The organism is Aequorivita sp. KMM 9714 (assembly GCF_011065475.1).
In the GTDB taxonomy this organism is placed as follows: Bacteria; Bacteroidota; Bacteroidia; order Flavobacteriales; family Flavobacteriaceae; genus Aequorivita; species Aequorivita sinensis.
This window is the reverse complement of sequence record NZ_JAAGRO010000001.1, coordinates 492,661-514,727: the sequence shown is the minus strand read 5'-3', so window position 1 is coordinate 514,727 and position 22,067 is coordinate 492,661. Positions and strand designations below refer to the sequence as shown.

The 22,067-nt window shown below is 34.5% G+C and carries 20 protein-coding genes; 3 read left to right on the top strand and 17 right to left on the bottom strand.

The window, feature by feature from the left end; genetic code table 11:
* Nucleotides 1–270: 270 nt before the first annotated feature.
* Nucleotides 271–3,750 carry a S8 family serine peptidase gene (locus G3A46_RS02350; protein ID WP_241836851.1) on the top strand — a complete coding sequence of 1,160 codons (3,480 nt, stop codon included), beginning with the start codon at nucleotides 271–273 and terminating at the stop codon, nucleotides 3,748–3,750.
* Between the two features lie 505 nt (nucleotides 3,751–4,255).
* Here G3A46_RS02350 and G3A46_RS02345 read toward each other — a convergent pair.
* The 14 genes from G3A46_RS02345 to G3A46_RS02280 form a co-directional block, all read right to left on the bottom strand.
* Complete coding sequence (locus G3A46_RS02345) at nucleotides 4,256–5,545, bottom strand: peptidoglycan DD-metalloendopeptidase family protein (RefSeq protein WP_165145733.1); 1,290 nt, start codon at nucleotides 5,543–5,545, stop codon at nucleotides 4,256–4,258.
* Nucleotides 5,546–6,310 carry a DUF4292 domain-containing protein gene (locus G3A46_RS02340; protein ID WP_165145730.1) on the bottom strand — a complete coding sequence of 255 codons (765 nt, stop codon included), beginning with the start codon at nucleotides 6,308–6,310 and terminating at the stop codon, nucleotides 5,546–5,548.
* 4 nt (nucleotides 6,311–6,314) lie between these two features.
* Complete coding sequence (locus G3A46_RS02335; RefSeq protein WP_165145727.1) at nucleotides 6,315–7,712, bottom strand: tetratricopeptide repeat protein; 1,398 nt, start codon at nucleotides 7,710–7,712, stop codon at nucleotides 6,315–6,317.
* Between the two features lie 90 nt (nucleotides 7,713–7,802).
* Nucleotides 7,803–8,819: a sugar phosphate nucleotidyltransferase gene (locus G3A46_RS02330; protein ID WP_165145724.1), complete on the bottom strand. Its 1,017-nt coding sequence runs from the start codon at nucleotides 8,817–8,819 to the stop codon at nucleotides 7,803–7,805.
* A 131-nt stretch (nucleotides 8,820–8,950) separates the two neighbouring features.
* Nucleotides 8,951–9,385: a dUTP diphosphatase gene (dut, locus tag G3A46_RS02325; RefSeq protein ID WP_165145721.1), complete on the bottom strand. Its 435-nt coding sequence runs from the start codon at nucleotides 9,383–9,385 to the stop codon at nucleotides 8,951–8,953.
* An 11-nt stretch (nucleotides 9,386–9,396) separates the two neighbouring features.
* Nucleotides 9,397–9,873 (bottom strand): hypothetical protein, encoded by a 477-nt coding sequence (locus G3A46_RS02320; protein ID WP_165145718.1) that lies wholly within the window; start codon nucleotides 9,871–9,873, stop codon nucleotides 9,397–9,399.
* Between the two features lie 8 nt (nucleotides 9,874–9,881).
* Entirely contained in the window at nucleotides 9,882–11,336 is a 1,455-nt protein-coding gene (locus G3A46_RS02315) for an oligosaccharide flippase family protein (protein ID WP_165145715.1), read from the bottom strand.
* Nucleotides 11,337–11,439: 103 nt separating this feature from the next.
* Nucleotides 11,440–11,835, bottom strand: coding sequence for a thioesterase family protein (locus G3A46_RS02310; protein WP_165145712.1), 396 nt, complete (start codon nucleotides 11,833–11,835; stop codon nucleotides 11,440–11,442).
* Nucleotides 11,832–13,187, bottom strand: coding sequence for a magnesium transporter (mgtE, locus tag G3A46_RS02305; RefSeq protein ID WP_139854265.1), 1,356 nt, complete (start codon nucleotides 13,185–13,187; stop codon nucleotides 11,832–11,834). The genes G3A46_RS02310 and mgtE overlap by 4 nt, the downstream gene beginning before the upstream one ends.
* Nucleotides 13,165–13,992, bottom strand: a complete 828-nt coding sequence (gene rsmA, locus G3A46_RS02300; RefSeq protein ID WP_165145710.1) for a 16S rRNA (adenine(1518)-N(6)/adenine(1519)-N(6))-dimethyltransferase RsmA — start codon at nucleotides 13,990–13,992, stop codon at nucleotides 13,165–13,167. Before rsmA ends, mgtE begins: the two co-directional genes overlap by 23 nt.
* A gap of 67 nt (nucleotides 13,993–14,059) precedes the next feature.
* Nucleotides 14,060–14,392 carry a DUF4286 family protein gene (locus tag G3A46_RS02295; RefSeq protein WP_139854263.1) on the bottom strand — a complete coding sequence of 111 codons (333 nt, stop codon included), beginning with the start codon at nucleotides 14,390–14,392 and terminating at the stop codon, nucleotides 14,060–14,062.
* Between the two features lie 79 nt (nucleotides 14,393–14,471).
* Nucleotides 14,472–16,253, bottom strand: a complete 1,782-nt coding sequence (locus G3A46_RS02290) for a tetratricopeptide repeat protein (protein ID WP_165145707.1) — start codon at nucleotides 16,251–16,253, stop codon at nucleotides 14,472–14,474.
* Between the two features lie 296 nt (nucleotides 16,254–16,549).
* The gene (locus G3A46_RS02285; RefSeq protein WP_139854261.1) at nucleotides 16,550–17,152 is read right to left on the bottom strand and encodes a hypothetical protein; all 603 of its coding nucleotides are present in this window, start codon (nucleotides 17,150–17,152) and stop codon (nucleotides 16,550–16,552) included.
* 98 nt (nucleotides 17,153–17,250) lie between these two features.
* Nucleotides 17,251–17,814 (bottom strand): DUF3109 family protein, encoded by a 564-nt coding sequence (locus tag G3A46_RS02280; protein WP_165145704.1) that lies wholly within the window; start codon nucleotides 17,812–17,814, stop codon nucleotides 17,251–17,253.
* Between the two features lie 298 nt (nucleotides 17,815–18,112).
* Here G3A46_RS02280 and G3A46_RS02275 point away from each other — a divergent pair, with 298 nt between their 5' ends.
* Nucleotides 18,113–18,694 carry a MarC family protein gene (locus G3A46_RS02275; protein ID WP_165145701.1) on the top strand — a complete coding sequence of 194 codons (582 nt, stop codon included), beginning with the start codon at nucleotides 18,113–18,115 and terminating at the stop codon, nucleotides 18,692–18,694.
* A 71-nt stretch (nucleotides 18,695–18,765) separates the two neighbouring features.
* Nucleotides 18,766–18,939: a hypothetical protein gene (locus tag G3A46_RS02270; RefSeq protein ID WP_241836850.1), complete on the top strand. Its 174-nt coding sequence runs from the start codon at nucleotides 18,766–18,768 to the stop codon at nucleotides 18,937–18,939.
* 2 nt (nucleotides 18,940–18,941) lie between these two features.
* On the opposite strand, the gene G3A46_RS02265 is transcribed toward G3A46_RS02270, so the two are convergent.
* From G3A46_RS02265 to G3A46_RS02255, 3 genes are all read right to left on the bottom strand, one after another.
* On the bottom strand, nucleotides 18,942–20,573 hold the full coding sequence (locus G3A46_RS02265; RefSeq protein ID WP_165145697.1) for a S41 family peptidase: 1,632 nt from the start codon (nucleotides 20,571–20,573) through the stop codon (nucleotides 18,942–18,944).
* Nucleotides 20,573–21,007, bottom strand: coding sequence for a dCMP deaminase family protein (locus tag G3A46_RS02260; RefSeq protein ID WP_139854256.1), 435 nt, complete (start codon nucleotides 21,005–21,007; stop codon nucleotides 20,573–20,575). Before G3A46_RS02260 ends, G3A46_RS02265 begins: the two co-directional genes overlap by 1 nt.
* Nucleotides 21,008–21,219: 212 nt before the next feature.
* Nucleotides 21,220–21,798, bottom strand: coding sequence for a HupE/UreJ family protein (locus G3A46_RS02255; RefSeq protein ID WP_165145695.1), 579 nt, complete (start codon nucleotides 21,796–21,798; stop codon nucleotides 21,220–21,222).
* Nucleotides 21,799–22,067: the final 269 nt, after the last annotated feature.

Genomic DNA, 22,067 nt, shown 5'->3' with positions numbered 1-22,067 from the left:
AGAACGTTAAGTTTCGTTGTTTTTTAAAGCATTTTAATTGTTAAAGTAGAATATTTCTGCGAAATCTTGATTGCTTTTAAAGGTTAATAAATATATTTGGAATCTTTTAGTAGAAATCCTTATGAATTTATTATTAACTTAATTGCAATTATGAAAAAAACTACGCTTCCCCGGTTAAAACTTTTTTTGTTTTTTGCCTTAATATTTGTCTTTTCGACTTCCTTTGGGCAAAACAATTACAACATCAATTTTCAGGGCGAAAATTATGAGATGCCCGAAAATATCTCAAGCTTTAAATGGAGTCAACTTCCTGTATCAGCTAAAATGGCTGAAGGCTATGTAGGTTGGGTTCAATTTTATGAAACTCCAAAGCAATCTGTTCAAGATGCTTTTAAACAAAAAAACTTAGAATTAATTGAGTACATTCCTCACAACACATACTTATTCTATTTCCCAAAAAATACTTCTGTAGATTTTTTAAGAAATAACGGAGTACGTTCTATTGTAGCTGTGAATGGAAATGCAAAACTTTCTAAGGAATTACAAAACCCTCCTTATGAGTATTGGGCTATGGATGGGGATAACATTTTAGTGACTTTAGAGTTTCACAAAAATATTTCAGCAGATCAAGTTATTCAAGAGTTAGCTCAAAGACAAATTGCAGTAAAGCAACAATACAAAGGTGCTAACAATATAGAACTTTCTATTCCAAACAACTGCCTAGAAGACCTTGCAAATCTTTCATTTGTAAAATGGATTGAGTTAATTCCAGCTCCTTCTGTTCCAGATGATACTCGTGGTAGAAGTCTTCACCGTTCAAGTAATTTAGATACTCAAACTACTGCAGGTAGAAACTACACAGGTGAGGGAATTGGCGTATTATGCCGTGATGATGGTATCGTAGGACCTCATATCGATTTTCAAGGAAGAATAGACAACTCACAAGCTAGTGGTACAGGACAGAACCACGGTGATGGTGTTTCAGGAATTATGTCTGGAGCAGGAAACTTAAATCCTTCGTACAGAGGTATGGCTGCTGGTTCAACACTTCACGTAGTAAACTACGTACCAAGCTTTTTAGATGGACCAACAGTTTCACTTATCAATAGCGGTGAAGTAGTTATTACAAACTCTTCATATAGTAATGGTTGTAATGACGGTTATACTTCTATTACGCGTACTGTAGATACTCAAACAAAAGATTTCCCTAACCTTCTTCACGTATTCTCTGCAGGAAACTCCAATGGAAACAACTGTGGATATGGAGCTGGAAACCAATGGGGAAATATTACAGGGGGTCACAAACAAGGTAAAAACGTAATAGCTACTGCAAACGTTTATTTTGACGGTTCATTGGTATCTTCAAGTAGTAGAGGACCTGCACATGATGGTAGAATTAAGCCAGACATTGCTGCAAATGGTCAGAATCAAATGTCTACAGATGAAAACAACCTTTACCGAAGCTTTGGAGGAACTTCTGGAGCTGCTCCAGGTATTGCTGGTGTTTCGGCTCAATTATACGAAGCCTATGCAGGATTAAACGGCGGAGATCTTCCTCAATCTGCACTTATTAAAGCGGCTTTATTAAACACTGCTAACGATGCTGGAAACGTTGGACCTGATTACAAGTTTGGTTTCGGTATAGTAAACGGACTTCGCGCTGCAAAGCTTATCGAAGACGAGCGTTACCTTTCTAGCACTATCTCACAAGGTGATGCAAACAACCACACAATAAATGTTCCTGCAGGTACTAAGCAAGTACGTTTTATGGTTTATTGGAGTGATGCTCCTGCATCTCCAGGTGCTAACCCAGCGTTGGTGAACGACTTAGATTTAGTGGTAAAAGATCCAAATAACACAGATCACCTACCTTATATTCTAGATCCAACTCCAAACCCAACAACATTAAACTTACCGGCTACCAATGGTGTAGATCGTCTTAATAATGTTGAGCAGGTTGTAATTAACAACCCAACATCAGGAAACTACAACATAAACGTAACAGGTTTTAATGTACCTGTTGGTCCACAAGAGTACTTTGTGGTATATGAAGTTATTTCTGAAAACATCACTGTAACTTACCCTAATGGAGGTGAAAGTGTAGTTCCAGGTGAAGCTGAATCTATTCACTGGGATGCTGTAGCTGTAAACACTACTTCAAGTTTTGTACTTGAGTACTCAATTGATAATGGAAGCAGCTGGAATAACATCGCAACTGTTCCTAGCTCGACTACTAACTACGAATGGAATGTACCAAACTCAGTGTCTGGTAAAGCATTAATTCGTGTAAGTAATGGTTCGTCGCAAGATGTAAGTGATGATACTTTTGACATTGCTCCTTTAGTAACAGGGTATTTAGTAAGTCAAGTTTGCCCATCTTCAGCAACCTTTACTTGGAATGCAGTTACTGATGCAGAATCTTATGATTTTTATATCCTAGGTGAAAAGTATATGGAGGTTGTTGGTACTACTAACACTAACTCTATTACTGTTCCTATTACAGACCCAGAAGCAACGCTATGGTATGCAGTTTTAGCGAAAAATGCTACAGAAGGATGGGAAGGTCGTAGAAGTGTTGCTAGAAAACACAACGGTGGACTTCTTAACTGTACGTTATCTAATGATGTTGCTGTTGAAGTAAATAATACTCCAAGTGATTTCAATCAGATTTGTAATCCAGGACCTGTTACTGTTTCGGCTAAGTTGACAAATACTGGTATAGATTCACAAACTAATTTTGATGTTAGTTATCAATTAGACAGTGGAAGCGTTATTACTGAAACATTTACAGAAACACTTTCTTCTGGTCAAACTATGGTTTTTGAATTTGCAGAGCAAATTGAAATAACTACTAGTGGAACATACACTTTAACTGTTTCGATAGATTTACCAGGTGATGAAAACCCAAATAACGATGAGGATGCACTTACATTCTATTCAGAAATTGAAGCAGCTCAGTTGGATTACGAAGAGCCGTTTGATGTAAACGGAATGCCACCTCAGGGATGGACAATCTTTAATCCAGACAATAGTATTACTTGGACACCTAGAACTGTTACTGGAAGTGCTGGTGCATCTACTTTAACTGCTTATGTTGACAACAACAGTTATAACGGCAACGGACAAGAAGATATATTACAAACTCTGTTTATCGATTTAACAACTGCGAATAATGCTCACTTAAGTTTTGACATTGCCAAAGCGCAATACTCATCAAGTTTCTCTGATGCATTTAGAGTAGATATATCTACAGATTGTGGAGCTACTTTTGATCAAATCTATTACAAGCAAGGTTTAGATCTTTCTACAATACCAGGATATTTTACTGGATCTTGGGTTCCTAGTTCAGCGAGCCAATGGCGTACAGAAACGATTGATCTTTCAGCTTATTTAGGTGAAAATGTTCAATTTAGATTTGTAAATATTACTGGTTACGGAAATGGCACTTACATAGACAATATAAATGTTAATGGATCATTAGGTGTTGACAAAGAAATTTTCAGCAATGTATCAATGTATCCTAACCCAGCTTCAAGTGAAGTAGTTATCAATTTGAATACTACTGTTCAAAACGATGTTTCTATTGAACTATACAACAGCTTAGGGCAAAGATTACAGACTATTTCTGAAAGTGAAATGAGTGGTAAAACAAGAGGAACACTTAATGTTTCTGGTTATGCTACTGGTATTTACTTTGTGAAAATAAAGTCTGGAAAAACTAGCGCTACTAAAAAGCTAATAGTGCAGTAAAAATTTCAAAAAGTAAAATTCTAAAAACCAAAAAGAGGCTGTCTAACAAGACAGTCTCTTTTTTTATGAATCAACTTTAGTAAAGCATAATGTAAATTCCTAAAAAAACACACAGTTAAGGCTGTTACAGAATACGTTATATTGATATAAGCATTTTCAACTACTAATTAGCTAGAGAGATTACAAATACCTAAAAACCCCAACATGCTTGATAGTCTATATAACACACCTATAGGTTTTACAACGATTCCAAAAAAATATTAATTATAATAGAGGCTCTGGAAACAATAAACAACGAAGCAAATTGTAGGAATTTATTATTTAGAAACTCTTAATCTAAACCATAAACAATCAACAAATACTTGGGAAATCAACTAAAAACGTATTGATGATGTGTATATGGATATTCAGAAAATGAATATATGAGGTTTGTGAAGGGTTGTATTATAAACTTCAGCAAAGACCCTCCTTTAAGAGGAAGGTCTTTATTGATAAGGTAAATTTTCTACATTCTATAAATCCAATCTGCTGGATTAATTTTTGTCTTGTTCTTATAGATATAAAACTTTAATAGCGTGCGCCCTTCTGTAGCACTTTTTGCTACGGTACCGATAGTTTGTTTGGTAGATACCTTATCGCCTTTTTTCACGGAAACTGTAGCCAAATTACTATATACTGATAAGTAGTCTCCATGCTGAATAATAACCACCTTATTTGCACCTTTTATCATTTGAATAGACAACACTTGTCCTTCAAAAATAGAACGCACAGCAGAGTTATCACTTGTTGCAATTTCAACTCCACTATTATTGGTTGTAACATTCGGGAATTGTGGATGTCTATGCGTACCAAAACTTTTAGTTACCATCCCTTTTTCTACTGGCCAAGGCAGTTTTCCTTTGTTATTTGTAAAACTCGCTGCCAATGCCTTGTCCTCAGCCGTTAATGAAAATTCTTCCGACTTAGCAGGTTTCGTTATTTCATTTTTTGTTGTAGTAGCAACCGTAGTTCCTTTTGCCTTAGCTTCTGCAGCCGCTTTTTCTCTTGCAATTCTATTAGCCTCTTCAATTGCAGCTCTAATTATAGCTTCAATTTGGCGGTCTATAGCATCGGCTTCTTTTTGCTTATCACGTATTTGCGAAACAAATTTGCCCTCATCTTTCTTTAAGGTAGCCATTAGAGCTTGTTGGTTCTTTTTCTCTTCTGTAAGCTTTCTTTTTGCCTGTTCATTTTCGGCAATCAGCTTTTGTTTTTGCTTTTTCTGATCGATTAAATTAGCATTTAACTGTTGTAATTCATCAGTTTTTGCTTTTATTCCTTCACCTTGTTTTTTTCTAAACGCCGCATATTGCTTCATATACTGAACGCGTTTATAGGCTTGTAAAAAGTTTTCAGATGAAAGCAGAAACATTACTCTACTCTGCTGGTTTTTGCTTTTATACGATTTTTGAATCATGGCTGCATAATCAGCTTTCATCACTTTTAACTCCTCCCGAAGGGCACTTATCTTATTGATATTCTCGTTAATATTTCGAGTAAGCAAGTTTGCTTGCTGGTTCGTAACTCGAATTAAATTTTCTGAAGCTGTAATACGTTGATTTAAATCTTCTACTTGTGAAAGCACAGATTTTTCTTCTTTTCTAGTTTTAAAAAGAAGAGAGTTTATTTGCTTAATCTCCTTAAGTATAGCTTGTCGCTTTTCCTCTAGTTGCTTTTGTTTGTCTATTTGTGCAAAGGAAGAAGTAACTGTTAGGAAACAGAAAAATAATAAAATATATGTCGAGAATTGCTTCATTTAATTAAGTTGAATTTCTTCGTAACCTTCTGGAATATCAAATGGAAAACCTATGTTCACATTCAAATCAATTTTTCTAAACGTAATTTCAATCAATGTACTCGATTCGTTTTCAGAAGTATTAATCATTATATTTTTTGGAAAATATTGTTCTTCCACTTTTTGATAGTCTCCATAACGAATAGCTAATATGCGATTGTCATCTGGTTGCGATAATGTTTCTGAAGCTATTTTAAAATTATCAGGGTTTATAAAAAGCGAATGTATGAAATTCCTAGGCTGTTGCTTTGGTTGAATTTTGAATTTATTCTGAAACACCTCAGATGTGTAATCTCCAGGGTTTAAAGTAAATATTGATTGCCCTAAAAGTAGATTTTGTGCCTGCTGAAAGTTGATTGGCGTACCCAGCCATTCACCCAAAAGTGCAAAATCACCTTCAAAATAAGTTTTTCCAATTGTTTCATAATAGCTAACGCTTGTTGGAGTAATCAACACTTTTGCAATTGTAATTCCTAAGACGGAAGCTTTCACCCAAATGTTTTTATCTTTTTCCATACGCAAGCTAACGGTTATGCTTTGCGACTTCTTTTCGTCTTCATACTGCAACTGCATACGGCCTGCCAAGGTTTTAAATTCGGGAGCAGCCATTTTATGTGAAGAAATAACTTCCTTAGCAGAAGCGTGTTTTACGTTAGTTACAGACTTAGTTCCTCCACAAGAGGCTAGTACAAGTAAAAAGATTAAGTAATATGGTTTCAGCTTCATAAAATTAATTAGGCATTTTAAGATTCGCAGCTTTATCTGAATAGGTTTTTGCTTTTTTTGCATCGCCTTTTTGCGAATAAGCTAAACTAAGTTGATTGTAAAAATCACGCTCCATTTTGGGATCTTCCATTAAAAAGTCCAATCCCATCTCTAAACTTTCAATGGCGTTATCGCTCAGGTTTAAGCCATTGTTTGCAACTCCATTAAGCAAATACAAAAGCGGTTGCGCTGGAAAAATCTCCAAGCCTTCCGAGCTCAGTTTGGCCGCAGCTTCATATTTTTGAAAATCGATTTGCAGCAAGATGGTATTTTTTAAAAGATTGAAATTGTCTGGATTGATAACAATCCCTTTTTCATAGGCTTTTAAGGCATCTTCTTTTCTGTTTTTTGCAGCGTAATAGTCTCCTATTTTTTCATAAACACGTCCATTTTCAACAGAAAATTGTTCTACCACTCTTGTCAATTCTGCTTCGTAATCTGGATTGGAATTCACAAACTGAATAAAATCTGCGAGAACTTTATATTTAGTTTCTTTATCAATCTCTTCAGAAGCAAACACAGTTTTCATTGAGTTTATTGCCTCAGTAGCATTTCCATCATCTAAGTAAAACTTGTAAAGTGCTAAATGCACTATCTCAGATTTGGGATTATTTTTCAATAAATTTTTAGCTGTTTCGAAGGCTTTTTCAGTATTTCCTTGCTCGCTATAGAGGTAAATAAGGTTAAGGTATTCTCTTTCACTTTTAGGGTTTTTGTCAATCTTGCCTTCAAGATTTTCAATTGCACCTTCGGTATTTCCAGTAGCGCGGTAAATCTGCGCTCTTAACGCATTGCGAATATCCGATTCACCCCAAGTTTCATCTAAATCGTCTAACTGCTTTAAAGCTTCGTCATACTTCTTTGTAAGCGTATATAGATTTGCAAGATCTTCTTTATAATCCTCATCAAATTCCACTAGTTTTTTTACGAGAGGAATTGATTTTTCATACTCTTTTTGTTGATAGTACAAATCGTAAAACTGTTCGAGAACATCTAGCCTATCCCCTTGAGTTTTAAGCACTTTATTGAAGTTTATTTCAGCAAGGTCATACTCTTTTAAAAAAACGTGGTTTTTACCCATCTCAAAATACACCACCGCTTTATTTTCTTCAGTATTAGCAGCTTTTTCAGCCTTATTTAATGCTGAAAGTGCTAGCTCATAGTTTTCTATCGCTTTCTGTTTAAGACCTTCGAAAAAATTTTCCTGAAATGCATCACTCACATTCCCCAACTCATCCATCGGATTTTCAACAGTATCGTTATTGTCTTTGGGTGGAGATGGATTTATTTCTTGAGCATAAATATGCTGCGGAACAATAATTCCGAAGAGAAAAATGAAAGTATATAAAAAACTTTGTTTCAAATTTTATGTCTGGTCGAGCGCAGGCGAGACCTCTATTGTAAATTTAAGTATTAAAGTCCCCTCGACTGCGCTCGAGGGGACATTTGTATGCTATTTCAATTCAGAATAATCTCCAATACTCACATTGGTAAATTTACCATCAAATGTAGCGTAATTACCAATCATCGCGTTGTCAAGATTAGCGTTTTTAATCTTAGAATTTGTCTGAATTATAGTGTTTTTCACTGTACTATCTTCAACTACCGTGCCTTTACCAATAGACACAAACGGACCTACAGTACTATTTTTTAAAACTACTCCTTCCCCAATAAAGCAAGGCTCGATTATATTAGAATTTTCAGTAGTAATATTTTCTGAAATTAATTGCTGATTTGCATCTGCAAGAAAACCTAACATTCTTTGATTGGTTTCAACTGTTACTTCTTTATTACCACAGTCCATCCACTCATCTACGGTACCAGTTTTGAATATTTTTCCAGACGACATCATTCTTTTAATTCCGTCGTTAATTTGATATTCACCTCCGTTTATAATGTTGTTATCTAATACAAACTGTAACTCATTTTTAAGTTGAGCCACGTCTTTAAAGTAATAAATTCCAATCACAGCTTGGTCGCTTACGAATTCTTCTGGCTTTTCAACCAACTCGATAATTTCGTTTTTCTCATTCAAATTCACCACTCCGTATGCTTCTGGATTTTCTACTCTTTTAGTCCAAATTACCGCATCTGCATCTTTATCTAGGTCGAAATCTGCGCGAATTAAAGTATCGGCATAAGCGATTACCGCTGGACCAGATAATGAGTCTTTAGCACACATAATTGCATGACCAGTTCCTTTAGGATCTAGCTGTCTGTAAATAGTTGGCTTTGCTCCAAGACCTTTTGCAAGTGTTTCAAGTTCGGCAATAACATCATCTCCAAAAAACGCAGGATCGCCAAGGATAAATGCGATTTCGTCTATTTTTTCATTTAAAACTCCAGCGATATCTTCAACCAAACGGTGTACAATTGGTTTTCCGGCTACGGGAATTAATGGTTTTGGAACTGTTAAAGTGTGTGGGCGAAGGCGGCTTCCGCGACCTGCCATTGGTACAATAATTTTCATATATCTTCCTCTGAAAACACAGAGATTTTTATTTTATATTCTTATTAATCAAACGATTAAAAAAATATTTAATTAAACTTTTATTTAAATTTCACATTTCTGTTTTCGACACTTCTGTTACTCAGAAATTGCTACTTACTGCCAGTGCTTCCAAATCCTCCGGCTCCACGTGAAGTATCTGAAAGTTCTTCTACTTCTTCCCACTCGGCGCGTTCGTGCTTTGCAATTACTAATTGTGCAATACGTTCAGAGTTTTCAATTGTAAAATCTTCGTTTGAAAGATTCACTAAAATCACTCCAATTTCACCACGGTAATCGGCATCAATTGTACCAGGTGAATTTAATACTGTAATTCCTTTTTTGGCTGCTAGGCCACTTCTAGGGCGAACTTGAGCTTCAAAACCAACAGGTAATTCAATAAATAGCCCTGTTTTAACTATTGCTCTTTCTAATGGCTTTAAAGTTAATGGCTCGTCAACACAAGCACGTAAATCCATTCCGGCAGAAGCAAATGTTTCATAAGACGGTAATGGGTGGTTAGATTTGTTTATAATTTTTACTCTCAAAGCTTTTCTTTTTAATTGTTTTCAGATTCGTCTCTATCAATAACAAAATCTACAGCGTAAACCGATTTAGGAATCGTAAACATCTTTAAGTCTGCAGAAGTGAATGATTGAGTTTCTCCTTGTTTCAATTTATATTTAACAAGTAATTTGTTCTTTTTGAGCTCTGTTGCTGTAATAAAAATTTCCTGTTTAACATCACTAGGTTTAGCTATTAAAGCAACAACTTTATTTTCTTCAAAATCAATTGGTGAAATTTCGTTATTCATAGTTTTTGCTACTCCAAAAAACTGCTCAAAACGCACTTTATTACTAATAACCACCGTTTTTACAGGAGAACTAAACTCGATATCATTTTTAGGAAAATAATTTTCTATTAATTCAACTGAAAAACCTGAATTTTTATTTTCAATTACTTTTTGGTTTTCTTTATTCCCATCATTACAAGAGAACAACACGAACATACAGATAATAGAAAATAATATTTTCATTTTTAACTTTACTTTTTTAATATTTTTAAAAATTCATTTTTTTCAAAATAGTATAAAATAGCGATAAACAGTAATAATAACGCAGATCCTATCCAAATATTTCGGTCGAAGAGGTAAAAGGAAATTGCTGAAAATCCTACAGCTAAAACCAAATAGCCAACTATCTTTTTCACTTCATAAGGAACATTGTAATACTTACGTCCGTAAAGGTACGAAAGCACCATCATACTTCCATAAGCAGCAAGGGTTGCAAAAGCCGAACCTATATACCCGATATAGGGAATTAAAACAAAGTTTAGCACTAATGTAACTACAGCTGCAAAAACCGAAATATAAGCCCCGTATTTGGTGCGGTCTGTAACCTTATACCAAACAGAAAGGTTGTGGTAAATTCCTAAAAACAGATTTGCCAATAAAATAATGGGTACAATCTTAATCGCTTCCCAATATTGGCTGTTTGGAATTAGAATTTGTTTGAAAAGATCTATATATACTATTACTCCAAGTAAGATTAGGCAACCACACAGGGTAAAATATTTTGTGATTGTTGCATAGGTGTTTTTCGCATTTGCATGCCCCGAGTGATTAAAGAAAAACGGTTCAATTCCTAAACGGAAAGCCATTACAAAGAGCGTCATAAACATTCCTAGCTTATAACAAGCCGAATAAAGACCGACCTCAACCTCAGCAACGTTTTCAGGTAATAAATACTTTAGTAGGATTCTATCGAAGGCTTCATTAATACTAAAAGCAATTCCAGCAATAAGAACAGGAATAGCGTATTTCATCATTTGTTTCCAAATAGTTTTACTGAAGCCAAAACCAATTTTAATATACAGAGGAAGTAATACCAACAGCGTTACCCCACTTGCAATTAAGTTTGCAATAAAAACATAAGCCACTTTATTCTCTGGAAACCATAGCGAATTCCAATACGTGCTGTTTTCCGCTAGTTTAGGAAGCATTAACAAGAAAAACAGATTGAAAGCTAAGTTTATAACAACGTTAAAGATTTTTACTACAGCATAACGCAAAGGCCTTTCATTTACTCTAAACCATACAAATGGTAAAACTACCAAAGCATCCAGAGCTAGAATTAACAGTCCGTAGGTAACGTATTCAGGGTTAAAATCAGCAATAACAGCAAATTGATTTCTAAAAAGCATTGTTATTCCCAGGAATATAAAAGTAGAAACTGTGAGTGATGTTAAAGTCGTGGACTGTACAATTTTTTGATTGCTAGAGTCTTTGGTTACAAACCTGAAAAAAGCAGTTTCCATCCCGTAGCTCAACAAGACATTTCCCAAAATAAGGTATGCCATTAAAGTAGAGTAAATCCCGTATTCTTCAGGTAGCATTACCGAAGTGTACAACGGAACTAATATCACAGCCATTACCCTTGGTAAAACCGTGGCTAAACCATAAATAAATGTTTGCTTAAATAGTTTTTTAAAAACGCTCAAGTAAGTTCGGCTTTAATTCCTACAAGGTTTATTTAATTCCTTATATAAGTAGGCAAAAGTATTGAAAATTATGGTTTTGTAAGTAGAATGTGAGACTACTTATTTAAAGGAAAATTTTAGAAATTTCTTCAGTGATTTTAGTAGGTCTAAAAGTTTCAGCATCTAAGAAACACCACAAGGTTTGTGCTTCAACAATAACTTTACCATCTGCAGGTCTCACTATTTTATAATGCCTTTCGCTTTTCACACCTTCGTAGGATTCAATCCAGGTATGTGTTTCTAACTCTTCCCCTAAAAATGAAGGAGCTTTGTACGAAATGAAGTGATTAAGCACCACCCAAACATTTTTTTTACGTTGTTCTTCTGAAGTTTTAGAAATCCAATGAGCTTCGGCTGCTTCTAGACACCATTGTAGATAAATCACATTATTAACGTGATTTAACCCATCAATAGCCGAAGCCGGCACTGTGAAACGTTGTATAAAGATATCCGATTTCAAAATCCTAATATTAATTTAGCAATTAAGAAATAAGTAAGAATTCCAAAAACATCGTTGCTAGTAGTAATAAATGGTCCCGTTGCTACTGCAGGATCGATTCCTCGTTTATCTAAAATAATTGGAATAAAAGTACCGATTAATGCAGCTAAAAGAATTACGGTAACCAGGGCTATACCTATACTAATAGACTCTAAATAGCTCGTTGAAAAGATAAAGTGGCTTATAAAAAGCACTATTAGTGCAATGGCAAGACCGTTTACTAAGGCCAAACCAGATTCTCTAAGCAACCTAGCGAAAATATTGCCTTTTATAGTATCATTTGCTAAACCTTGAACAACTATCGCGCTAGATTGTACTCCTACATTTCCAGCTGTTGCTTGAATGAGCGGGACAAAAATTAAAATTCTTGGAAAGCTCTCTAATATTTCTTGAAATCCTGAAATTATACTTGCAGCACCTAAACCGCCGAACATTCCAATTAAAAGCCAAGGTAATCGAGCTCGAGTTTGCTTGATTATTCCATCGTCGGCTTCAACGTCGTGACTAATACCCGCAGCTAATTGGTAATCTTTCTCAGCCTCTTCTTTTATATAATCTACAATATCATCAATGGTAATTCTACCTACAAGAATACCGTCTTCATCAACAACAGGAATCGCTTCCAAATCGTATTTCTGCATAATACGAGCAACTTCATCGGCTTCGGTGTTAACTCTTACGTAATCCACCTTTGGGATATAAACCTCGCTTATATGTGCTCTTCCTGGCGCAGTAAGTAAATCTTTTAAAGAAAGTCTTCCTTTTAGCCTTCCTTCTTTATCAGTAACATAAATAGAATGAACTCGAGTAACATTTTCGGCTTGACGGCGCATTTCGCGTACACATCCTGCTACTGTCCAAGTTTCTTTAACGCTTACTAACTCCTTTGCCATTAATCCCCCTGCTGTATCCTCATCGTAACGCAGAAGGTCTACAATATCAGCGGCGTGTTCTTCGTCTTCGATATGCCGAATTACTTGCTTTTGAATATCGTCATCGAGTTCTGCGATAATATCGGCAGCATCATCGGTGTCCATTTCTTCAAGCTCATCTGCAATCTCTGAAGGCGAAAGATTATCTAATATTCGCTCTCTAAAATCTTCATCTAGTTCGATTAAGATTTCACTAGTTACTTCACTATCTAATAGCTTTACGATATAAGTTGCTTCTTCGGTGTCTAACTCGTGTAGAAGCTCTGCTATATCGGCAAAGTGAAATTCATTTAATAATGCTTTTAGCTGCTCGCCATCGTTATTGGCAATTAGCTGTTCAACCTGCTCAATAAATTCATTAGTCAGTTGAAATTGCATCATTCTCCAGTTTTTTTGTAAGAGTTATAAATTGTGAAACAGAAAGTTGTTCTGGACGCTGGCCAAAGATAGTGTCTTCTTTTAGTTTATCAGAAATATTAAAAGATTTTAAACTATTTCGAAGCGTTTTTCTACGTTGTTGGAAAGCAGTTTTCACTACTTTATAAAGCATTTTTTCATCACATGGAATGGAATAATCTTCTTTCCGTTTTAATCGCAGTACACCACTGTCTACTTTTGGAGGTGGATTAAATACTGTAGGAGGCACTGTAAAAAGATATTCGGCATCATAAAATGCCTGCGTTAAAACCGAAAGTATTCCATAAGCCTTACTTCCTTCTTTCTCGCAGATACGTTGTGCAACTTCTTTTTGAAACATTCCCGTAAACTCTGGAATTTGCTCTTTCCATTCCAACATTTTAAATACAATTTGAGTTGAAATGTTATACGGGAAGTTACCTGTTATGCCAAATTGTTCATCATTGAATAATTCTGAAAGATCGTATTTCAAAAAATCTGCTTCAACAATTTTGAGATTTTTGTTTTTGTAATTTTCTTTTAAATAAACAATAGATTCGGCGTCGAGGTCCATAGCTATAACCTCAGCGTCTTTATTTATTAAATATTTGGTGAGAACTCCCATTCCAGGGCCAATTTCCAAAATGTTTTTGTAACCTTCAAGCGTAAGTGTATCCCCGATTTTTTCGGCAATAGCTTCGTCTTTTAAAAAGTGTTGCCCCAGGTGTTTTTTGGCGCGAACTGCTCCGGTTGTATTAGCTTCTTTTTGGTTCTTTGATTTTTTCTTCATTCATAACCTTTAAAAGGATGTTTAACTGTAAAAAACTGAAAAGGTTTTCCCCACAAACACAACAAAATTAATTTTTTCTGAAAAGCTCATTATGTGCTTCACCTATTACCTCAAGTTCGGTGCGGAATGAAACAACTTTCCCTTCAAAAGGTAAGCTTTTACCGCGAAGTTCTTCGGCATTTTCAGCAAAATATTTCTCAAGTGTTTCTTTACTATCTGTAGTGTATTGAACCGAATAGGTTTTCCCTCCCATTTCTTCTTCAACAACAACACGAGTCATAAGTGCTTTACTGAATTTACCTGTGGCTAGCATTGCTGGAATGTAATCAGACAACATCCACTGTAACCAAATGTCGTGGATAATTTCTTCTACATTCATTGTAACGTTATATATATACATATTTAAATATTATAAGAGTCTAAATCCCTATACCTTCTTCAAAAGCATTGGAATATTGAGTATTGAATTTTGATTGATATTAGTTTATCGCATCACCGCGCAAAGTTCTATATTTTTTTCTAGCTTCAATAAAATAAATGCTGTCGGCATAATTAAAAATTATTGCTTCGTAATGTTCTTTTGCCTTCACAGGTAAATCTAATTTCTCTTCATAAATTTTTGCTAAGTGATAATGAGCGTCATCGGCTAAAATATCATCGCTATAAAATTCTATTATTTTCAAGTAGTTGCTTTCTGCTTTAGAGTACTCCCCTATCTTTTCAAAGATTTTACCTTGTTTAAAAAGAGCTTCATCTTCAATTTTTTCACCTTTATGGTTGGTTAAAATATCGTCTAAAACTGAAATAGCTTCGGAGTTTTTATCTTGAAAAGCCAAAAGATCTGCACGAGCATATTTTTTTAGGGCAGTTTGAGTAGAATCTTCAATAGTATTATCGCTTATTAATAAGCTAAGCTCCATAGCGTCATTAGCTATTAGTTGTGATGTAGATTTTTTTAAAACATCCAACTGCACTTGAGCCCAATCAAAATCGCCTTTAAAGTAACTAGTGCGCGCCACTTTAAATCTTGCTTCTTGTGCAAGAACATCGCTCTGAACTTTTTTCTGAATTTGAGAATAGTAAATCAAGGCTTCGTTGAACTTTTCGTCGAACACCAAAATATCTGCAAGTTCCATTTTTACTCTCGCTTCTTGGTAAGCAGATAACGGCTCCTTAGCTAAGGCTTTTAGGTTTTTGATTGCCTGTCCTTTTTTGTTATTCTGAAAAGCTAAAAAATGGTTGTAGTCTATTTGCAATAAATACGTTTCTCGCCCTCTTCCAAACTCTTCTAATAAACTTTCAAACTTTTTCTCTATGTCGGCATATTCTTTTGGAGTGGCAGTTTTGACTTCCATTTGCATTAAAATTTGATTGCCTTGTAATCTACTTTGAGGTGTAAAGGAATTTTCGATTAAATAACTTACTATTTCTCTACCCGAAACATAATCTTCATCTGCTATTGCAATATAGGCTAACTCTGTAATACCACGTAATTCCGCGCCTAAACGTTTGTAGATTGCTTTTTCCTGAACAAAAGCTTTTTTGTATTCTTTTTGTTGAATGAACAACCAGCTCAACAATTCGTTGTAAAGTACATCTGGGTTTTGTTGTGAACGCTGAAGAAGAATTCTTCTAAGAATTTGATTTGCTTCGTTGTTTGAATCTTCAGTTATATACTGACTAAAATAGCGTTGTGCTGATGACTTAAAGCTTAAGTTTCTCTCAATAATCTTAATATAGCTGTCAAACATTTTTTCGAGTTGCCCTTGCTCCCCATAGATTCTCGCCAACTGCGTATGAAAATCCATTTTATCGTTTAAGCTCATTCCCTTTTCATAGGTTGTAACAGCTTCGTCTAATAAGCTATATTTTTGAAATGCCGCACCCACATTATAAGCGAAGTTTGGGTTTAGGTCTAATGTTTCAATGGCTTTATTGTAGTTTTCGACAGCTAATTCTGTTTTATTTTGAAGTGAATAATTATACCCTAATTCTACATAAAGCTGAGGATAATTTCGACTTCCGTTTAGCTTTTCATTTAATAGGGATTCAACTTTCGAGAAATTCTCGAGTTGTTGATTTGCTTCCACCATTCCCAAAAAGAAATCCATTCGGTAGGGGTTTTGCTCGCTTAACTTTTCGTAGATGCGAAGTGCTTTTTCAAATTCGCCTTGTTCAAAGTAATTTTTTGCCAAAGCATCGCTCTGCGAAAAGCTCGCTGTAGTAACAAATAAAATTAAAATGAGAAGAAAATTACGCATGCGGTAAATATAATGAAATGACTTGAGAGCTATTGAGTTCTGAAATTTTTTATACAAATCTTACTTCAATCAATATACCACAAAAAAAAGGCCGCGATATCACGGCCTTACATATTTAACATTAAACAATCTCCTCACTTTTGTTTAATATTCAATAATTATATATTCAAATTTAAGGTAATCATTTTGTGGGGTATAACACTATTGTAACAAACCTGATAACATATGTTCCAAAACACAAAAAGGGCTGAAAACACTACTGCTTTTAGCCCTTTTTAATTTTGTTTTAAGTTGTATTATCCTAAGTCGTCTATATCTAATTCATCAATAGCATCCCAAGTTTCATCGAGATCCATATTAGTTCCAGTAGCATCTATATAGAAACGATTGCCTTCCATAAGCTGAATTTTACTTCTATTATCTCTAGTTCTATATTCTTCAATAGCTTTAGTTCCTCTTTTAGTAGTGGTTCTTTTAAAGCCATTTTCATCTTCTTCTTCAAAATCTTGAGTCATTACCATTCTCATACCTGCTGTTGCAGCTGCACCCATTTGACCTGCTCCATCGATAATATTAAAGCTAAACTTTTTAGACTTATCTTCATTAGCATATGTAGCTTCAATAGATGAAATTCCCATCATCCCAGTTTGACCAGCTTTATAGCTTATACGCTTCATACCATCAACTTGGTCTGGAAGCCAATTCTTAAAGTCTTCGTTAGTAAGTGGAGTAATTTCTTGCAGTTCTTTAATATCGTCCTGCATTTTGGTCATTTCTTTCACAGCATTTGTAGTATTGGAAACCGATTCTCTTGTTTCTTTTACTTTTTTGCTCACAGGATTGTCTTTGCACGCTATAAGTGTACCCAGTACAAAAAGTGCTACTATATATTTTTTCATAATTCTAAATTTTAATTGCAGAAAAAAAGGATTTCAGAAGCTAAGTTAAACAAAGCCAATTAAATATAATTAGAATATACGAAAAATGGGGGAAACCCCTATAACTCAGAAGCCACTTTTTCTAATTCGGCATACCAATTTTCGCCAAATTTTCTGATAAGAGCATCTTTTGTAAACTTATAAACTGGTACTTGAAGTTCTTTTCCTAATGTACAAGCGTCATCACAAATTGGCCAACGGTGGTAATTTACTGCAGAAAACTCGCTGTACTCCTGAACGCGTATTGGGTATAAATGACAAGAAATAGGTTTTTTAAAATCTATTTCTCCTGCATTATAAGCGTCTTCGATTCCGCAACTTGCAATACCTTTATCGGTAAAAGTTACATAAACACACTCCTTCCCATCTACAAGAGGAGTTTCTAGTTCGTCTAAATCGGATACTACGTGAGTGCCTTGCTTTTCTATGGATGCAATTCCTTCAGGGCGAAGGAATGGTTTCACCTTAGGGTATATGTCTTTTAAAATTTGTACTTCTTCCTCATTTAGGGGCGCTCCCGCCTCCCCTTCAATACAGCAAGCACCTTTGCAAGCGTTGAGGTTACAGACAAAATCTTTCTTGATAATGTCTTCGGATACTATTGTTTTGCCTAGTTGAAACATTTTGCAAATATACTACTTCGATACAATTTTACACCTATCAGTATAAAATCACTTGGATGACTCAATTTTTAAAATTCAAATGCTATTTTTTTTACTACTAACACACATATCAACTGTAGCTTAATAGAATTTGAGGATTTAGGCGGATATCATTCACTAACTTTACATTTATCCTAATTTAATTATTACGCATTAACAGTCAATACTTTATAGCCTTAAAAAAACTTTTTATTTTATTGTTTATTTATTTTATTAGACCAAACATAAAACTTACTTTTGCCGCCTGAAAAATTTCGCTATGCTATTAAATTTTAAGGAGATACTAACGGCCACTATGGTTCTTTTTGCTGTAATCGATATTATTGGAAGCATTCCAATTATTATTGGCTTACGTGAAAAAGCAGGACATATTAATTCTGCGAAAGCATCATTAATTGCAGCTATTGTAATGATTTTGTTCCTCTTTCTTGGAGAGAGCATTCTAAAACTTATTGGCGTTAACGTTAATGAGTTCGCTGTTGCAGGTGCATTAATTCTCTTTTTTATTGCTTTAGAGATGATATTAGGGGTAACTCTTTTTAAAGAAGGAGATACAAATCCCGATATGGCATCAGTATTTCCACTAGCATTTCCATTATTAGCTGGACCTGGAAGTTTAACTACACTTCTTTCATTACGTGCAGAATATGAAATTCAAAATATTATAGTAGCTATAGTAGTAAACATAGTAATTATCTATACCGTGCTAAAAACTTCAGGAAAACTGCAACGCTTTTTGGGAAAAAACGGAATTGCTGTGATTCAAAAGGTTTTTGGTGTAATTTTGCTAGCAATTGCAGTAAAACTTTTTACTTCAAACATTCAATTGTTATTCAATTAAAATTTAATCGGATACTATTGAAAAACTGAATTCAATAAAATATTACTATGAAAGTATTTATCTACATCTTGATGGCTTTATCATTTGCCTTGATAATTTTTAACGCTACAAAATTAGAGTTTGACAACATCCTTGTGGGAGATAGCTCAGTTGCGGTATTCGGTATATTAGCTGGAATGTGCTCTTTTATCTTACTTGGAATATTATTGATATCTAAGAAGATAGCTTCTAAGGTAAAAAGATAATCTTACTCTTCTTTTTCTGAAGAATTAGCAGCTGCTTCTAACTCCAATACTTTAAGTAGCATAGGATCTGCTTCATTGAGAATAATCTCAAATTGATTAGGACCATACAACTGTTGCGCAATATTTGCTTTCAATAATCTTTTTAGCTCTTCGGTATAATTAGACAAATCTATCTGAGCTTCGTTAAGTCGAGCGTATTCAATAAATTCAGTAGATAAACTATCATCAGCTTGATAATTATTTCTGAAATCTTCAAAGTTCATTCCTTCAAATTGAGCTCTGTTCTTTTCGAGATATTCAAAAATAAAATAACTCATAAATCCACTTTTTGAAACGTATTGCAGGGTTTCATTTTCAACACTTGTATCTTTAGGAACAAACACATCTGGTATTATTCCTCCTCCTCCATAAACAACCTTTCCTTTAGGAGTCGTATACTTTAAAGAATCGGCAACTTTAATACTGTCTAAATGGATCAACTCGCCATTTCGGTAGCGTTTTTCATAATCGCTATAGTAATTATCATTCCCATTGCCATAAGGACGCTGTATGGAACGGCCAGTAGGAGTGTAATAGCGCGCAATTGTTAGTCGTACTGCACTTCCATCGCCTAACGACATTTCTCGCTGCACCAAGCCTTTTCCAAACGATCTTCTCCCCACAATAATACCTTTATCATTGTCTTGGAGTGCACCAGCTACAATTTCACTTGCCGAAGCTGAGTTTTCATTAATTAGAACATAAATTTTTGCGTGATGAAATTCGCCACGACGGGAAGCGTAGGTTTTGTTTATATCACCACTTTTATTTTTTGTGATAAGAATAAGCTTGTTGTTTTCTAAGAACTCATCTACAACTCTTTCTGCAGTAGAAATATACCCACCAGGGTTATCACGAAGGTCTAAAACCAATTTAGATACGCCGTCTTCTTTTAATTTTTCTAAAGCTCCTTCAAACTCTTTGTAAGTAGTTTCAGAAAAACGGTTGAGTTTTATATAGCCTAAATCATCTGTTATTTTATACGAAGCATCAACACTTATAAGTGGCACTTTATTTCTTCGTACAGTTATATCGAGTATTTTCTTTTCACTTGGACGATAAACATCTAATGCGACTTTGCTGTTAATTTCCCCTTTTAAATAACTAGATATACTGTCGCGATTAATTAATTCGCCAAAGAGTTTTTTACCATCGGCATAGAGAATACGATCACCACCTTTGATACCCGCTTTTTCAGCTGGCCCTCCTGTAATTGATCTTATAACAGCTATAGTGTCTTTATAGATATAAAAACTAACACCTATCCCTGTAAAGGCACCACGCATATCATCGGCAGTGTGTGCGTAGCTTTTCTTCGGAATATAAACCGAATGAGGGTCAAGGTTTTCAAGGATTCCATTTACTGTAACATCAACAATACTGTCTGTGTTTACATTATCTACATATTCGTAGTCGATGTAGTCTATAAGTCTGTTTAGTTTATCCTTTTTTGAACTAGTTGCGAATATTTTTTCAGTTTTGTCTTCAAAATTGAATTTTGAACCAATAAATACGCCAATAGCAAGTGCTAATCCAACCCACAGTGGTAAGTATTTTTTGTGTTTACTAAAATTTGTGGGATTATTGTCTGTCATTATTCTGTTTCCAAATCTGGAATATGTTGAATGCTAATTCCAGCTTTCTCTAAAAAAGCTATGCCAGCATTATCTTTATACTCATTTAAATATACTACTCTTGTTATACCTGCTTGGTGAACTAATTTGCTACATTCTTTACATGGCGACATAGTAATATATAACGTTGCACCTTCACACGACTGTGTACTTGAAGCTACTTTTAAAATTGCATTAGCTTCGGCGTGTAACACGTACCATTTTGTTAAGCCTTCATCATCTTCACAACAATTTTCAAAACCTGTTGGAGTACCATTGTAGCCATCGCTAATAATCATCTTATCTTTAACAATAAGCGCACCAACTTGTTTACGCTTACAATAAGATAACTTACTCCACTCTCTTGCCATCCTTAAATAGGCAATATCGTATTTACGTTGTTTACTGTCTTTCATACATTTAAATAGATAGCGAAATTAGCAGGAAGTTACACTACTACCAAAAAAAATAGTGTTAAGTTGTTGCAAAAAGAACCGAAGAGCGAGAAGGTTATCAGTTAAGAAAAGTGCTGTATTAAATGTGAATCTACTTCACCTTTGAATTTTGAAAACGTCAAGTTTTACTTCTATTTTACTTCCTGTTTATCTTTAGTCCTGCGTCCCTTCTATTAAAAAATCCAATTATCAACCAGCATCGGGATTACCATTCCTATTACAATTGAAGATAAAACCAAAATCCAATCACGTTTATTGAAGCGGAAAATACTTTGAAAAATAAACGCAAAAATCAACAAGACTATTACAACTATTATTTGAGCCGCCTCAATACCTAAGGCAAATTGTAATAATGGAAGTAGTTTTCCTTCACTTTCTAATGCGGTAAAGAATGATGCAAAGCCCAATCCGTGTATTAATCCGAAAAATACCGTAAGCACATAAAAAACACTCATTTTATCGTTTTTCTTATGCTTTTTGGCAGTAATCAAATTATATATAGCAGCCACCAAAATAGTTATCGGAATTAAAAATTCAATAACACTACTTGAAACATTTATCACGTTATAGTTCACTAGTACTAACGATAGCGTGTGCCCTATGGTAAATAGAGTAACCAAAATTAGCAGCCTTTTCCAAGAGGAAAATGTATAAGCTGCACTAAGTACAATTAAAAATAGAACGTGGTCGTACGCTCTCCAATCTAAAACATGGTTTAGACCTAGATTAAAATAAAGCCAAAAATCTGACATTGGGGGTATTGATTATGGTATTACGCCAAATATAGAGATAATGTAGAAGAATTCGCTTATGTTTTCAACTCAAATACTAAGATATATTTACTAATTCTAGGTGTTTAATAGTTGATTTCATAAATTCTTAAAAGAAAATAGATTTATTTTTCAATTACATCATTCTATACATTACGCTCTGTTTTTAATACCACTAATTACTTTTTAACACTTTTGCTATTAATAGTATTTATTATTTATCAAAATACTAATGAAACCCGTGTCATCAC